Source organism: Metabacillus niabensis, assembly GCF_020524345.1.
In the GTDB taxonomy this organism is placed as follows: Bacteria; Bacillota; Bacilli; order Bacillales; family Bacillaceae; genus Metabacillus; species Metabacillus niabensis_B.
This window is the reverse complement of the sequence record NZ_JAIVLH010000021.1, coordinates 1-15,644: the sequence shown is the minus strand read 5'-3', so window position 1 is coordinate 15,644 and position 15,644 is coordinate 1. Positions and strand designations below refer to the sequence as shown.

At 36.4% G+C, this 15,644-nt stretch carries 14 protein-coding genes; 3 read left to right on the top strand and 11 right to left on the bottom strand.

The features are described from left to right. Positions 1-35: 35 nt before the first annotated feature. The 9 genes from LC095_RS20375 to LC095_RS20335 form a co-directional block, all read right to left on the bottom strand. Positions 36-1,550, bottom strand: coding sequence for a glycoside hydrolase (locus tag LC095_RS20375; RefSeq protein WP_226529914.1), 1,515 nt, complete (start codon positions 1,548-1,550; stop codon positions 36-38). 155 nt (positions 1,551-1,705) lie between these two features. Next, positions 1,706-2,707: a glycoside hydrolase family 43 protein gene (locus tag LC095_RS20370; protein ID WP_226529913.1), complete on the bottom strand. Its 1,002-nt coding sequence runs from the start codon at positions 2,705-2,707 to the stop codon at positions 1,706-1,708. A gap of 25 nt (positions 2,708-2,732) precedes the next feature. Continuing rightward, complete coding sequence (locus LC095_RS20365) at positions 2,733-5,102, bottom strand: glycoside hydrolase family 2 TIM barrel-domain containing protein (protein ID WP_226529912.1); 2,370 nt, start codon at positions 5,100-5,102, stop codon at positions 2,733-2,735. 102 nt (positions 5,103-5,204) lie between these two features. Next, positions 5,205-6,782: an ABC transporter substrate-binding protein gene (locus LC095_RS20360; RefSeq protein ID WP_226529911.1), complete on the bottom strand. Its 1,578-nt coding sequence runs from the start codon at positions 6,780-6,782 to the stop codon at positions 5,205-5,207. Between the two features lie 69 nt (positions 6,783-6,851). After that, positions 6,852-7,712 (bottom strand): carbohydrate ABC transporter permease, encoded by an 861-nt coding sequence (locus tag LC095_RS20355; protein WP_226529987.1) that lies wholly within the window; start codon positions 7,710-7,712, stop codon positions 6,852-6,854. A 57-nt stretch (positions 7,713-7,769) separates the two neighbouring features. After that, positions 7,770-8,639, bottom strand: a complete 870-nt coding sequence (locus LC095_RS20350) for an ABC transporter permease (RefSeq protein WP_372496259.1) — start codon at positions 8,637-8,639, stop codon at positions 7,770-7,772. Between the two features lie 734 nt (positions 8,640-9,373). Further along, a complete protein-coding gene (locus tag LC095_RS20345) occupies positions 9,374-10,033 on the bottom strand; it encodes a CoA transferase subunit B (RefSeq protein ID WP_226529909.1) in 660 nt (219 codons plus the stop codon). Positions 10,034-10,051: 18 nt separating this feature from the next. After that, a complete protein-coding gene (locus tag LC095_RS20340) occupies positions 10,052-10,741 on the bottom strand; it encodes a CoA transferase subunit A (protein WP_226529908.1) in 690 nt (229 codons plus the stop codon). 2 nt (positions 10,742-10,743) lie between these two features. Then, on the bottom strand, positions 10,744-11,946 hold the full coding sequence (locus tag LC095_RS20335) for an acetyl-CoA C-acetyltransferase (RefSeq protein ID WP_226529907.1): 1,203 nt from the start codon (positions 11,944-11,946) through the stop codon (positions 10,744-10,746). A 138-nt stretch (positions 11,947-12,084) separates the two neighbouring features. Between LC095_RS20335 and LC095_RS20330 the strand changes: the two genes are divergently transcribed. Continuing rightward, the gene (locus tag LC095_RS20330; protein ID WP_226529986.1) at positions 12,085-12,960 is read left to right on the top strand and encodes a LysR family transcriptional regulator; all 876 of its coding nucleotides are present in this window, start codon (positions 12,085-12,087) and stop codon (positions 12,958-12,960) included. A gap of 108 nt (positions 12,961-13,068) precedes the next feature. Here LC095_RS20330 and sda read toward each other — a convergent pair whose 3' ends face one another. Then, positions 13,069-13,236 carry a sporulation histidine kinase inhibitor Sda gene (gene sda / locus LC095_RS20325; RefSeq protein ID WP_226529906.1) on the bottom strand — a complete coding sequence of 56 codons (168 nt, stop codon included), beginning with the start codon at positions 13,234-13,236 and terminating at the stop codon, positions 13,069-13,071. Positions 13,237-13,443: 207 nt separating this feature from the next. On the opposite strand from sda, the gene LC095_RS20320 reads away from it, so the two are divergent. Together LC095_RS20320 and LC095_RS20315 are read left to right on the top strand one after the other, a co-directional pair. Further along, entirely contained in the window at positions 13,444-14,637 is a 1,194-nt protein-coding gene (locus LC095_RS20320; protein ID WP_226529905.1) for an MFS transporter, read from the top strand. Between the two features lie 16 nt (positions 14,638-14,653). Then, positions 14,654-15,484 (top strand): MerR family transcriptional regulator, encoded by an 831-nt coding sequence (locus LC095_RS20315; protein WP_226529904.1) that lies wholly within the window; start codon positions 14,654-14,656, stop codon positions 15,482-15,484. 75 nt (positions 15,485-15,559) lie between these two features. On the opposite strand, the gene LC095_RS27305 is transcribed toward LC095_RS20315, so the two are convergent. Next, positions 15,560-15,644, bottom strand: an 85-nt coding sequence (locus LC095_RS27305; protein WP_215021060.1) for an IS3 family transposase, incomplete at its 5' end; no start/stop codon positions are given.

Below are 15,644 nucleotides of genomic sequence, written 5' to 3'. Positions count from 1 at the left end.
CAACGGTATTTCATTCAATTGCCTTTGCTTTCTACTTATTTAGCAACTAACGTTACAATTGATCGTGGAGGAATGGAAACTGCTTTTTTAGCTGGAATAAGATTTTTTTCCTCTAAATCGTTGTTTTCAGATGTAACATATGGTTTGAATTGGATCGCTTTCTTTTTCCCAGGAAGATGATCAACATTCACTTTTACTGACTTTTCTTCATTACTGTAATTAACAAATACAACAGATAGTTGATCATCTTCTTCATGATAATATGCGGAACCCATTAGTTCCTCTTTTTCATTTGCTCCTTGCAGATCAACTCGGTAGGCACCTGGTCGAACAAAGCGGCTGTAGTTCCCCATTGCCCAAAGTAATTTTGATTCAATGATCGACTCCTCATCACCAGGTTGAGAATAATCAGTATAAATCAACCCATCCTTATAATCATAATTTGACAGAGCCAGCCACCATTGCCATGCTGAGGCTTGCGTTTCAACCATGTCAAAATGAATTAGTCTTGCAACATCAAGTGCTGTCTTCATTGTTAAATCTCTTCCAGGTCCATTACTTCCCAAAATACAATATTCCGACATCCAGAATTTTATATCTTGACCGTATTGATCTAGATTTTCCCGGACAGATTTTCTTAATGGAACGAGACGGTCTTCACCAGAATAATGATCTGACCAATACGCATGTGCACTAATTTTATTTCCAATGATATCTTTAATTTCAGGATCCCCTAACATTTCTTTAATGTATTCACGGTATTTTCCAGGATAACTACCGTTGGCATTCCCGCTGTTGTATACACGATCACTACCAGTAAATTCGCCATACATCGCATCATCAAGCAGAGATGTATACTCTACAGCTTCAGTGGCGTCAATTTCTGTATCAAGTCCTCTTTTTTCTAGTTCCGCGTGTAACGCCAATATGACTTTTTTAATATCTTCTATGTTATATCGATTACCTTCCTGTCCAGCGTAATCCCAGTTCCAGGTAGGTTCATTAATAGGGCTAATATAGTTAAATGGTACATTTTCTTCTTCAAAATGTTCTAATACATCTGCCAGGAATACCGCGAAATCATCAACTGATTCTTCTTTTAAATTCGTACTTCCAACAGAAGGATCAGGTTGTGCGTGACCGTTTTTCGTCATCCATACAGGAGGACTGTTTACAAACCCAATAAATTCCTCGACACCTCTATCCTTTGCTGCATGAAGAAACCATTGTTGTCCAGCTTGTCTGGACCAATCATACGGCTCATTTTCACCTGTTTTAAAACTCTCGGCTCTTCTCCATGGGTCTGTAATTATTTCCTTATCCGTTTCTTCACTTCCAGCGCCAATATTAAAACGCCACATTGATAAACCAATTCCTTTTTCCGTTGAAAACAGCAAATCGGCAACCTTCTTCTTACTTTCCTCTGACCATTCAGAGCCAATTTTATCGAAGGACCAGGCACCGGAGGCTCCGAAACCATCAATTTCTTGGTATTTATTTTCTACATTGATCGTAATTTCTTGGGTATTTTCCTTTTTTTTCGTAGACATATTATTTTCCTTTGCTTTACTATTTGTTGGTATTAGTGTGAACATTAATAGAAATATAGATAATATACAAAACCTTGAGACTACCTTTTTATTTAATAACATATTTTACCTCCATTACTAGATACGTGATAGAATGCGGTTGTCCCCTAAATCATTCATGATGTGGGACGAGGGACCTGTCCCCATGGTCCAATTATTATAAAACGATCTTCGGTTTCTTCTGCTTTATAGATTATTGCTCGGGATTCTGGGGTGCTGAAGGGATGGTGAAGGATGAGCATCCAGGTGTCTTCGAATGTTTTGAACAGCATGCCGTGTCCGCTGTCACCTTTAACCAATGGGTCCAACTGTTCCCAAGGTCCTTCCAGTTTACCTGACTGAGATCTTGCAATTGTCTGGACATATCCTTCATCGTTATAACTTGACCAGAGCATGATGAGATGACCACCTTTTGTTCGGTATAATTGACACCCATCAGATACATATACTTGAGGCTTGTTATCAGGTTTTCGCTCAGCATTGATCCATGGAGCATCTGAAGCTTTAAAAAGATGGATTGGTTCACCTTCAGCATCAGATAAATCATGCTTTAAAGGTATGGCTTCAAACGTTCCATCTATAACCTGAATCCATTCATGACAATATACCATCCACGGTTTTCCATTCTCATCTTCATACAGTGTTCCGTCTAATGTCATAAAATTTGCTGGAGGAACAGGGCCATCCTTTTTTATTATTTGAAACGGACCTTCCGGCGAATCTGATACTGCAATAGCAGTACCTCGAAGATGATTCGTTTTCCAAACCTCTGGTGGTTCTGCTAATATGTTGTCTCTATTATGAAGGGTAACAAATAAATAATATTTACCATTATACTGGTGAACTTCCGGTGCCCATGTGCCATGTTGAGGATGTGCCCATGTCCCGTCAGGAACCTCAAATATAACAAAAGGTCCCTCCCATTCTACTAAATCTTTACTTTTGTAAACTAACACTCCATTCCTTTCCAAATCTGTTAATTCCGGAATTCCTGTTGTGTATAAATAGTAGGTATTTGATTCTTTATGTGATAAAACAAATGGGTCATGTGCAGGAATATCTGCAAGACGGTGACCTTTCCTGGGATTGCAAGTATCAGAAGCAATGTTATAGGGCATTTAAGCATCTCCTGTAATCTATTTTTCACTTAACCTCAATAACGACAGAGGAACTTTCCAATCCATCTGAGGATACCTTTAATGTAATTGTCCCGGGTTGATCAGTGGCTCTAACATAAATTAGTAATTTCCCATGATAGGCCTTTCTGTTGGTTTCTTTATAATTTTGATGACTTGTTGGGTTACTGCATTCCAGTCCAATAATTTCACCTGGACCTTCAATTTCACAGTCTATTTGATTATTAGCCTCATAGACAAGATGATGATGTACATCAAGGATATTTACTTCAATATGTGCAATATCCTGTTTGTCGGCTTTAAGAGTAGTAGAATCAGAGTCCAGGTGTAGCTTTGCAGGCATACCAGCAGTAGTTAATTCATAGGTACAACAAATGTTACCGTTTCTTTTTCCTACTGCTTTTAACGTCCCCTCTTCATATGGAATATCCCAATAGATCGATCCACCTTTGAAGTCTTTTTGTTTTTTGATACCAAGTGATGTCCCATTTAAAAGTAGATCTACTTCCGGGCAATTTGTACAACAAGCCACCCTTACAAGTTCGCCTTCCGTCCCATTCCATGCACCAACTACTTCATGGTCCCAATAAATTTGATCAGGATGCTCTTCCTTAATAGACGTTATCCCTACATAAACCATATCTTTTTTAGACCATTGACTTTGTTTGAAGAAGAATAGCGGCTTCTTGAATCCTGCTAGATCAAGCATACCTGGTGTTGCATGACGAACAGGCCATCCACGAGCTTCTCCTAAATAATCAATCCCTGTCCAAATAAATTGCCCTGAAACAAATTCATTATTTTTCACAGCCTTCCACTCATTATGATGTCTCCCGTTTTCACTACCATAAATGACTCGATTAGGGTATTTTTCATGGTCTTTATGATACCGAAATTCCTGATAGTTATAACCAACCACGTCAAGTGCATCCGGGAAATCCGTCTCATTGGACATAATGACACTTGCCAGTGCTGCTGTAACAGGTCGTGTTGGATCATATTGCTTTACTACACTTGCCAATCTTTTCGCAATATCACCTATTCCCTTTGCTTCAGGCTTTTCCGCTTTATACCGATCTTCAAGTACTGGATGTGAATAGGGATCATTAGGATAATCAATTTCATTTCCAATACTCCAGAAAACAATTGATGGATGGTTTCGATCCCTTACTACCATATCTCTTAAATCGGTCTCCGCCCATTCTGTAAAGTCTGATGCATACCCGTCAAGTGAAGGTTCTCCTTTATTCCAACCCTCTACCCATTTATTTTTGGGATATTCCCATTCATCGAACGCTTCATCCTGAACCAAAAATCCATACCGATCACACATATCCAATAACTCTGGTGCCGGCGGATTATGACTCATTCTTATCGCATTCACTCCAGCTTCTTTTAATCGTTGCAAACGCCTGTGCCAAACCTTATCAGGTACAGCTGCTCCAAGACACCCTGCATCATGATGGATACATACACCTTTCATCTTGATATTTTCTCCATTTAGATAAAACCCAGAGTCCACATCAAAGTGAAAATATCGAACACCAAGAGGAGTGGTCTCAGTATCAATCACTTGACTATTCTTTATCACCTTTGTTTCAACACTGTATACATACGGATTTTCTGGTGACCAAAGATTTGGCTTTTCCAACATAATAGAATGATGATAGTCTTGTTCACTATTTGCTTGAATGGTTTCCATAGAAGAACAAGCTATTAGTTTTTTTCCAGTAGCATCTTTTATTTGATGTTCAATTTGAATTTCACCTTTGTGATTGGTTTCATTTTTCACACTTGTTTGAATGGTAATTTCTGCTTCTGAAGTTGAAATATTCGGAGTTGTAATATATATACCATACGGCTTGATGTACACATGATCAGTCAAGTTGATAAATACGTTTCGGTAAATCCCAGATCCCGGATACCAGCGAGAATCCGCAAAATCTGAGTGGTCCACCTTTACAGCAATGACATTTTCGTGTGTGTCGAAGTTTATAAAAGGAGTTAAATCATATTGAAATGAGCTGTATCCATAAGGTCTTTTACCTAGAAAATGTTCATTAATCCAAACTTCACTATTTTTATAGATGCCATCGAACTGAATCATAATCCTTTTCTCTTTTAAGCTATCAGGAACGATGAATTTCTTTCGATACCAACCAATACCCCCGGGTAAATATCCTGTTGAACTTGCATATTCCTTCTTAAACGGACCTTCTATGCTCCAATCATGTGGTAAATCTACTGAACGCCAATCTGAATCATCAAACTGAATTTTATGTACATCAGTGTCTTCACCATTTGAAAATTTCCAGTCAAAGTTAAACTTTGTACTTTTAACAGAGGGATTCCATTGTTCAGTTATGACATTAACCATGATTATCCACCACTCCTTATTAAAGTTGTTTTAGAGTACTAAATAGATAGATAAAGGGCTATCACGAATACTTGATAGCCCTTTTTTCACTTTTTCTCCTACTTAACCTTCAACAAGCTTTTTATATTCATCCATTTGTTTTTGAATTTCCTTTTGTACCTTTTCATAACCGGCTGCTTCTAATCTCTTACGGAAATCTTCAACAGCTTTTTCCGGATCACCCGCTTTACCAAATGCAATTGCCGGTACCATTTGTGCAGTTACTTGTGAAAGTGCAGCTATTTCAGCTTCTACAGGTGTACTATCGAAAACAAATTGTCCATATGGGAACGGCTTCTTAATTTTATCGTACTCCTCATAAATCTCAGGCATTCCTTCCCATCTGTCAGAACTAGGGATTTCGAACTTATCTACACGGCCTCCCCAGAAATTAGATGCAAATGAATGTTTTGTTTCATCATATCCTTCAGGACGTACACGTTTACCATCTTCGATTTCGTATTGAACTCCTTCAATACCATAGTTAAATAATTTGTAAATTTCTTCATCATTGCGAAGTAAGTCATATACCATAAGAGCACGCTCCGGATTTTTACTATGTGCACCAACAGCTGTAGCTCCGTGAGTAATAGACATTGAAATTAAGTTATCACGTGTATCTGACCAAGCAAACATATCGATTTCAGAACCTGGTTGTTTCACATCCATTTGTGGACGAAGACCTGCGAATGTTTCAGTATGATGCTGATCAGCTCCAGTTTTTCCAGCTTGGAATAATGCGCGAGTATCACCTTTATAATTTAATACATCAGAACGCCAATATCCTTTATCAGCCCAATCCTTCATCATTTTTGCATAATCTACAAAAAGATCTTCAAACACCGGACTTACAACGGTATACGGTTCATCAGCTGATTTCCCCCAGTAAATCGGGAATACTCCTGTAGCAATTGGTAATTCAATCTGATCGGAATAGGAAGTTGTATACCCCCATGCTGTTGTAACGTTTGTTCCCGGTGTATCCCAAGGAATCACACCCGGCTTATTATCGACTATACCTTGGAAGTATTCACCTAAAGTTTCAAAATCTTTGATAGGCTCATTTATTCCAAACTCCTTAGCCCAATCTGTGCGGTAGAAAAATCCGTGGTTAACCCATTGAGTATAAGAGTCTTCCGGCATCATAACAATTTTCCCATTGTATTTTGTTTGCTCCCAGCTTTCATCAGAAACTTCTTCCCAAGTTTTCGGTGCATAAGTCGGCAAAAGTTCAGTAATGTCCATGAATGCACCTTTTTGAGCATTACCCCAAGCATCTAACCAGTCAGTAGCTGTGATAATTAAATCAACCGGCTCACCTGAAGCAAGAGTTAGATTATATTTTGTCATATAGTCAGCCCATTCGATCCATTTTATTTCAAGATGAGCATTTACTTTTTCCTCTAATTTTGCATTTACTTGCTCCATTACTTTTTCTAATTGACCGTTTGTCGGTTTATCCCCCAATGCCATCATCGTAATATTGACAAATTCTGATGTATCAATTTCCCCATTTTCGTTAACTTTTGTAGTTGGTTTCGTGTTTTCTGAGTTTGTTTGACTGGATCCATTACACGCCACAAGGCTAAAGGTTAACAGCATGACCATGATTAGTACGAAGAATTTTTTCATCTTCAACATTTCATTTCCTCCCCTTTATCTTTTTCATTCTTAATCTATGAAACAAGGAAAAATCCTTACTCATATTCATTAGCCCTTAACTGCACCAATTGTAATACCTTGAATAAAAAACCTTTGTACAAACGGATAAAACAGAATAACAGGACCGGTAGCCACAACGGCTGTTGCCATTTTCATAGATTCCAAAGGAATTTCTTGTGGTGCCACATTAGAAGCTGCCGCAGAGTTTCTTATGAAATCAGCACTTGTAATGACGTTATAAAGAAACAACTGAAGAGGTCGATATTCCATATTAGGTGAAAGGAAAAGCATGGCATTATACCATTCATTCCAATATCCCAAGGCAATAAAAAGTCCGATTGTCGCTAAAGCCGGCGTAGACATAGGTAAAATTAATTTTAAAAAGATCGTGAAATCACCTGCACCATCCATCTTTGCAGATTCTGTAATCTCGTGGGGAATCGATTTTGTAAACGCCTTCATCATAATGATCAGAAAAGGACTCAGCAATCCCGGAAGCAATACGGCAAGATAATTATCTTTCAGATCCAAATACTGAGTAACCAATAGATAAAATGGAACAAGCCCACCTGAAAACAGGGTTGTAAAGTAAATATAAAATGAAATTTTATTACGATAGAGGAAATCCGCACGTTGCAAGGCATAACCAGTCATGGCCACAATAAACAATCCAACAGCAGTTCCAACAATCGTAATACCCATTGTTACAACATAAGACCCAATAATAAGCCTTGGATTTCGGAAAACAATTTCATATGCAAACGTAGAAAATTCTTTCGGCCATAATGCAAATCCACTTTCCATAATCGCCTTCTCAGAAGTGAAAGATGACGATAAAATTAAGACAAAGGGCAAAAGACAACAAAGAGCAAATAACCCAATACAACCATATCCAATCACACGAACCATGATCGTAGAAAAATCCACATTTCGTCTATATGTATTTTCCACAAGTACATCCCTCCTTTAGAATAATGAGTTTTCCGGTGAAACCTTTTTAACAATCCAGTTAGCTGTAATAACGATAAAGAATCCAAAAATTGATTGATATAAACTTACTGCACTTCCTAAAGAAAAGTTAAAATTCGTCATTAATGTTCGGAATACATAGGTTTCGATAATATCTGTGGTAGGATAAAGCATTGTATTATTAGCACCAACTAGGTTATAAAACAATCCGAAATTCCCTTTTAATACTCCACCTAAAGAAAACAGTAACAAGATGATAAAAGTAGGCTTTAGCCAAGGAATAATAATATAGCGAATACGTTGAAAAGCATTAGCTCCGTCAATTTCTGCAGCTTCTAAGATGGATTTATCAAGACCCATAATCGCAGCAAAATAGACGATTGATCCATAACCTGTAGATTGCCAAAGGAAAGTAATGACGATGATATAAGGCCAAATCGCCGGATTCGAATAAGTTTGTACAGGATCCAAGCCAACCAATTCTAAAAATGAATTAAGTAAACCATAATCATAACTGAGTATGTTATAGGCTAAAAGACCAACTAAAACGGCGGAAATGAAATGTGGTAAAAACATAATGGTTTGTGATATTTTTTTAAACCATTTATTTCTTAATTCATTAAGCATGATGGCAACAGCTATTTGCAGGAAATTACCTAATATGATGAAGGCGAGATTATAAGCAATCGTATTAAAGGTTAACTTCCATAAATCACCTGTCATAACCAAGAAACGGAAGTTTTCCAAGCCTACAAAAGCACTTTTAAAAATACCAAGTGAATAATCATAATTTACGAAAGCAAGGTAAAGTCCCGGCATTGGAAGATAAGCAAATATAGCAAAGAAGATAATGGCAGGCATACACATAAGAAGAAGGGTTCGGTTCTTCCATATTCTTCTAAATCGAGACTCTTTCGTTTTTGTTATAACAACAGGTGTCTGTGATTGCACAGTAGCAGTTTTCATCTAAATCCCCCCTATACTCATGATCTTAACTTCAAAACAGCAACCGTCTAACAAAAGAAATACCTTTAGTATTGAAAGAGTACTAATCTAATAGCAATCTGTGTAATGAATAACTAAAAGGCATTGTAGATAACGATGATAAGCAATGAATATATTAGAAATGAAACGGGTTTCATAAAAGTGCATAAAACCTTTATTATTTGAGAAGTCACACTATGTATGTATCATTTTATACACTTTAAAATGAAACGGGTTTCATAAAAATGTATACTAACTCAACAATATTGTTATTACTTTTTCTTAGTTTGTATACCAATAATGAAACGGGTTTCATTTTCAACAATAATCTTTTATGCTTATGCCACATTAATTATTTAACACATTAATTTTGAAAGCGGTTACTTAAGATTCATTATAGTTCCGTTCCTATTAAAAGTAAATACCATTTTTTCAAAATTATAAATTTATTTTTTACCTTTTCTTCTTGGATAGTCTCAACTTCTGTTTCCTATTCTGGCCGTTCTACGTAAATTTATAGAAATGACAAAGAAAGCTTCAAATTCTATATGTATAAATAAGAATTGAAGCTTTACCATCTTAAATACCAGGAAAAATACCCCTTTCCTGTATAATTTCTAATATGAACGATTCAAAACTTGATCGGAAATGATCAACTTAGGCTCAGTAGACTCAACCACATCCTGAACACTGTAACCATTTGCTACTTCAATCAATTCCAATCCATCCTTCGTAACATCAATAACCGCACGATCTGTTATTATTCGATCAACCACATTTTGGCCTGTTAATGGTAACGAACATTTCTTAAGAATCTTTGGGTGTCCTGCCTTGTTCACGTGTTCCATGATCACAATAATTCTTTTAGCACCGTGAACTAAATCCATTGCCCCTCCCATTCCCTTTATCATTTTTCCCGGAATCATCCAGTTAGCAAGATTACCATTTTCAGAAACCTCCATACCACCCAAGATAGCTAAATCAATGTGGCCGCCGCGAATCATTGCAAAGGATTCTGCATTACTAAAGAAGCTGGCTCCTTCTATTGCGGTTACTGTTTCTTTTCCCGCGTTAATTAAATCCGGATCTACTTCTTCTCTCAATGGATAAGGTCCAATTCCTAATAGACCATTTTCTGATTGCAAAACCACATTTTTATTTTCAGAAATATAGTTCGCAACCATTGTAGGCATTCCAATGCCTAAATTCACATAGAATCCATCTTGAATTTCCTTTTCAGCCCTTTGTGCGATTTGTACTCTTACATTTTTCGCCATCCTTTTCCCTCCTCTATTTTATGCTTGAACCGTAAGTCGTTCGATTCGTTTTTCATGTTTCCCAATAATTAACCCTTGAACATAAATACTTGGTGTATGAATGTGATCAGGATCTATTTCCCCAACTTCCACAATTTCCTCTACCTCTGCAATTGTGATTTTCCCTGCGGCCGCCATAATAGGATTGAAGTTTTGCGCTGTTTTACGATAAATAACATTGCCCATCTTGTCTGCTTTCCATGCTTTTATTAAACTAAAGTCGGCAGTAAGGGATTCTTCAAGTAAATATTCTTTCCCATTGAATTTTCTTGTTTCCCGACCTTCTGCAATAGGAGTCCCTACTCCAGCCGGGGTATAAAAGGCAGGAATTCCCGCTCCACCGGCACGTATTTTCTCTGCTAAAGAACCTTGTGGTGTTAACTGCACCTCTAATTCACCGCTTAATACTTGTCTTTCAAACTCTTTATTTTCACCCACATAAGATGAGATCATCTTTTTAATTTGTTTATTTTGAAGTAAAAGTCCAAGTCCCCAATCATCTACTCCACAATTATTTGAAATAACTGTTAAATCTTTTACATTTTTCTCACAAAGAGCTTTAATTAGGTTCTCTGGTATTCCAACCAGCCCAAATCCTCCAACCATTAGCGTCATTCCGTCTTTAATGTCTTGCACCGCTTCTTCAAAACTAGTAAATATCTTTTTCATCCTCATACACCCCTCGCATCATAGTTTTCGATTATGGTTGAAACTCCTTGACCACCACCGATACATAACGTCGCTAAACCATATTTTCCATTTCTTCTTTTTAATTCATGAATTAATGTGGTGAGGATTCTTGCACCACTTGCTCCAATCGGATGGCCCAGGGCAATGGCACCACCATTGACATTTACTTTAGCTTTCGAAAATTGAAGCTCCTTGCCAACCGCTAAAGCTTGGGCTGCAAAAGCTTCATTTGCTTCAATTAAATCCATGTCATTGATTGTAAGTCCAAGCTTATTTAACACTCTTTTCGTAGCTGGGACTGGCCCTATTCCCATTAAACATGGGTCAACGGCTGCACTTGCGTTCCCACGAATTTTAGCTAAAGGTTCGATCCCAAGTTCTTTTGCTTTACGTAAACTCATCATGAGTACAGCAGCTGCTCCATCATTAATTCCTGAAGCATTTCCTGCGGTTACGCGTCCATCCTTTTTAAAAGCTGGCCTTAGCTTACCTAATTTCTCTACTGTTGTTCCCGCCTTTACATATTCATCCTTATCAAAATAAATAGACTCTCCTTTTCGTTGCGGTATTTCAACAGCTACAATTTCATCCTTAAATTTCCCATCGTTTGTTGCCATTGCTGCTTTTTCTTGGCTCCATGCAGCAAATTCATCTTGTTCCTGACGTGTCACTTCATATTGGTCACAAATATTTTCAGCCGTGATTCCCATATGATAGTCATTAAAAGCACACCACAATCCATCATGAATCATACTATCAATGAGCTTCTGATCTCCCATTCGAAATCCTTCTCTAGCTCCCATAGATAAATATGGTGCTTGACTCATATTTTCCATTCCACCGGCAATAGCGATTTCAGCATCTCCTGTTAAAATGGCTTGAGTCGCTAAATGAACGGCTTTCAATCCTGATCCACACACTTTATTTAATGTATAAGCAGAAACATGTTCAGGAAGGCCTGCGTATATTGCAGATTGTCTAGCCGGATTCTGACCAAGACCTGCTTGAAGAACATTTCCCATGATGACTTCATCAATTTGCTCTCCGCGAACTCCAACTTTATCAATCACCGCTTTTATTACATATGAACCTAATTGGACAGCACTAATATTTTTTAAGCTTCCACCAAATTGACCAATTGGCGTTCTTAAAGCGCTTACAATTACAACCTCATTATTTTCCATCAACCAGTTCCTCCCTATTACAGTTTATTCGGAGTTTTCACCATATATTTACTTATTAATTTACAGCATTCTCATTTATGAGTAAAATGAATAATAGTTATATATTTTATTCCAAAACTGAATGGGTAGGTGATGACTTTGGAATTAAAGGATCTACGATATTTTACCGAAGTAGCACAATACGGCAGCTTCACTAAAGCAGCTGAAAGTGCCTATATCTCACAACCGACCTTAAGTAAATCAATTAAAAAGTTAGAAACAGAGCTTAAAGTGGAACTATTTGAACGGTCAACACGTTCATTAAAATTGACTGATGCAGGAGACATTGTCTTCAAACAAGCTATTAAAATATTAGGAGCTACTGATGAGCTTTCTATTCTTTTAGATGATTTAATTAATTTGCCAACAGGGAAAATTAAAATTGGCATACCTCCATTAATTGGGACGCTTTTCTTCCCCACAATAGCGAAAAAATTCAAACTGGAATATCCAGAAGTAGAATTAGAATTAATTGAACTCGGTGCCAAACGAATTGAATACTTAGTAGATGAGGGTCATGTTGATGTGGGAATCATTGTGTTTCCAACAGATCATGGTAAGTTTGAAATTACTCCGTTTATAAAAGAGGAATTTATGCTTTATACAAGCACAAAGCATCGACTAGCAGAATCGAAAGAGGTTACCATCAGGCAATTAGCAGAAGAACAATTTATTCTTTTCAATCGGGAGTTTGCCTTACATCAATTGATTATTAACGAATGTCAACAAGCAGGCTTTCAACCAAATATCGCATATGAAAGCTCACAGTGGGATTTAATAACAGAATTGGTTGGAGAGGAGCTTGGTATTACGCTATTACCGAGGTCTATCTTTAGAAAAATGAATCATCACAACATCAAGATGACTACATTATTGTCTCCACCTATGTGGGAGCTTGGATTTATTACGAAAAAAGACAGATATCAATCATTTGCTGTCAGGACTCTTTTGAAGTTTGTTTCAGAGGAATTTTAACATGAATCTTTTCCATTCCATTCATTATTATCTTCATCTAAATAAGCTCGAATTCCTTGTATGCAAAGAATTCGAGCTTACTCTGCAAACTATTAGTAAAAAACTAGGTTAGCCATCTAGTAGTTGTAATAGATTTCGCTTTTGTATTTCTTCCTTTAAAACCTTAATTATTTTAGTATCCTGGCTTAAGATAACTGCTTTTTTATATAAACTGATTAATAACTCGTTACTTAAATCTTTTAACATATTACTAGTGCCCCCATTACTTATGTTCATTCCCTCTTAGTTGAAAGCGTTTACTATTTATAGTATAAGATAATATTATCAGATTTTCCATGTCTTTAATCATTTAATTGTTATCCTTATTTGCAGTTTGAAAAATCACTATCTCTTAGTGAAACAAAAAGGTTGACTCTCCCCTTAAGGGAGAGATTAAAATAACGTCTTGTAGTTGCTAAAAAATCTTTCATGGAGATGATAAGCATGTCAAGACAGAACATAACTTTAACCATATTATTGCTTAATCTATTTATAGCCTTTTTAGGCATAGGACTTGTTATTCCTGTGACTCCTACAATAATGAATGAGTTACATTTATCAGGTTCAATCGTAGGATATATGGTTGCAGCATTTGCTGTAGCACAATTAGTTGTATCACCAATAGCAGGCCGTTGGGTAGACCAATTTGGCAGAAAAAGAATGATAGTAATAGGTTTATTTATATTTGGAATCTCAGAATTGTTATTCGGTGTCGGAAATACACTGAGCGTCCTGTTTCTCTCACGTATACTCGGAGGTATTAGTGCAGCATTTATTATGCCAGCCGTAACTGCCTTTATTGCAGATACAACATCATTAGAAACTCGACCGAAAGCACTTGGCTACATGTCAGCAGCCATTTCAACAGGGTTCATTATCGGCCCTGGAATTGGAGGATTTTTAGCAGAGATCGGAACTCGTATCCCCTTTTTCTTTGCTGGTTTATTAGGTATTTTTGCTGCAGTTTTATCTTTGATTACATTAAAAGAACCCGAACGTAATATGGAATATGATGAAAATTCAGATCAAAAGGCCGGATTAAACCGAATCTTTTCACCTTTATATTTCATCTCATTTATGATTATCTTAATTTCAGCATTTGGTTTATCCTCTTTTGAATCTTTGTTTGCTCTATTTGTTGATCATAAGTTTGGATTTACCCCAAAGGATATTGCCATTATGATTACTGGAGGAGCTATTGTTGGGGCAATTGCTCAAATTGCTTTATTTGATAAACTGACAAAATGGCTTGGAGAAATTCGTTTAATTCGGTACAGCCTCTTATTTTCAGCGATTCTTGTCTTATTGGTCACCATTGTTAATCAATACTTTCTGATTTTATTTACGACAATTATCGTTTTTATTGGATTTGATTTAATGAGACCTGCTGTAACCACCTATCTTTCTAAAATTGCCGGAAACGAACAAGGTTTTGTAGGTGGTATGAATTCAATGTTTACGAGTATTGGAAATGTGTTTGGTCCAATTATTGGAGGTATACTATTTGATATAAATTTAAATTATCCATTTTACTTTGCGACGATTTTTTTAGCTATTGGCACAGGATTAACTCTCGCATGGAAACAACAGCCTTATGCTAAAGCTTCGCTAGCCAAATTAACGAGTTCAAAACAGTAATGGGGTGGATTTAGTAATGGAGGATAAACTTTATTCTATAGGTGAGGTTTCAAAATTAATGAATATTTCTATCAAAGCTCTCCGCTACTATGATCATATCGATTTATTTAAACCAGCCTATGTAGATCCAAAATCAAATTATCGTTATTATAGTGATTTACAACTATATCGTTTAGACCTAATAAAGTCTCTAAGCTATATCGGGACACCATTAAATCAGATCAAAAAGGTGGAAGATTTAAATAATGACGATTATGTTTCCTTTTTAATGGATCAAGAAAGAATTGTGGAAGAAAAGATTGATTATTTATTTGAAATACAAGAAATTATCGCCAATGTAAGAGAAGAATTGCAGAGACAAGAAGCACCATTTGATGAGGTTGTTCTTTTAGAAAAGGAAGAAATGAAGGTTATTCAAACAAAAGTAACCGGTCTAGGCCCAATTAACACCTTTAATTCGTCATTTAGCAGTCTAAGAAAATATGGACCATCTACAGAGGGGTTTAGAAAAAAAGGGTATGGCTCTATTATTCCATTTAGATACTACAATACAGTTGAAGAAATCAATTATGATTATTTGTTTACACCTGTACTATCGAATAAACATATTTCATCTCTTCATAGTGATACTGAATTTGCAACCTTACCAAAAGGTAAATACTTAAGCATTGTTTCAAATTCCAATTCATTTGAACATTACTTTAATACACTCCAAAAACTAATTCATTATATCCAAACAAATGAAGTCAAACCATTAAGTGATATCTATGAATTCTTTTCTGTCTCTTATCAAAATAATAAACACCACTATATAAGTGAGTTCAGGATAAAAATTGCAGAAGATTAGTATAACAGCTATTTTTCTACGAAATATCATACCCCCCCTTTAATTGTGGTGACCCCTAAAAGTTAGAGTTTTATATTAAGCGGCTAATTGGCTGGTATGGATACGGAATTGAACCGGACTCATGCCTGCCAATTTTTGCTTTATGCGCTTGTTATTATAA

What these genes read in the sequence shown, in the direction of transcription:
- LC095_RS20375 (WP_226529914.1), bottom strand. Translation starts at nt 1,550, where the DNA reads ATGTCTACGAAAAAAAAGGAAAATACCCAAGAAATTACGATCAATGTA.
- LC095_RS20370 (WP_226529913.1), bottom strand. Translation starts at nt 2,707, where the DNA reads ATGCCCTATAACATTGCTTCTGATACTTGCAATCCCAGGAAAGGTCAC.
- LC095_RS20365 (WP_226529912.1), bottom strand. Translation starts at nt 5,102, where the DNA reads ATGGTTAATGTCATAACTGAACAATGGAATCCCTCTGTTAAAAGTACA.
- LC095_RS20360 (WP_226529911.1), bottom strand. Translation starts at nt 6,782, where the DNA reads ATGTTGAAGATGAAAAAATTCTTCGTACTAATCATGGTCATGCTGTTA.
- LC095_RS20355 (WP_226529987.1), bottom strand. Translation starts at nt 7,712, where the DNA reads ATGGTTCGTGTGATTGGATATGGTTGTATTGGGTTATTTGCTCTTTGT.
- LC095_RS20350 (WP_372496259.1), bottom strand. Translation starts at nt 8,639, where the DNA reads ATGTGTATGCCTGCCATTATCTTCTTTGCTATATTTGCTTATCTTCCA.
- LC095_RS20345 (WP_226529909.1), bottom strand. Translation starts at nt 10,033, where the DNA reads ATGGCGAAAAATGTAAGAGTACAAATCGCACAAAGGGCTGAAAAGGAA.
- LC095_RS20340 (WP_226529908.1), bottom strand. Translation starts at nt 10,741, where the DNA reads ATGAAAAAGATATTTACTAGTTTTGAAGAAGCGGTGCAAGACATTAAA.
- LC095_RS20335 (WP_226529907.1), bottom strand. Translation starts at nt 11,946, where the DNA reads ATGGAAAATAATGAGGTTGTAATTGTAAGCGCTTTAAGAACGCCAATT.
- sda (WP_226529906.1), bottom strand. Translation starts at nt 13,236, where the DNA reads ATGAACATAAGTAATGGGGGCACTAGTAATATGTTAAAAGATTTAAGT.
- LC095_RS20320 (WP_226529905.1), top strand. Translation starts at nt 13,444, where the DNA reads ATGTCAAGACAGAACATAACTTTAACCATATTATTGCTTAATCTATTT.
- LC095_RS20315 (WP_226529904.1), top strand. Translation starts at nt 14,654, where the DNA reads ATGGAGGATAAACTTTATTCTATAGGTGAGGTTTCAAAATTAATGAAT.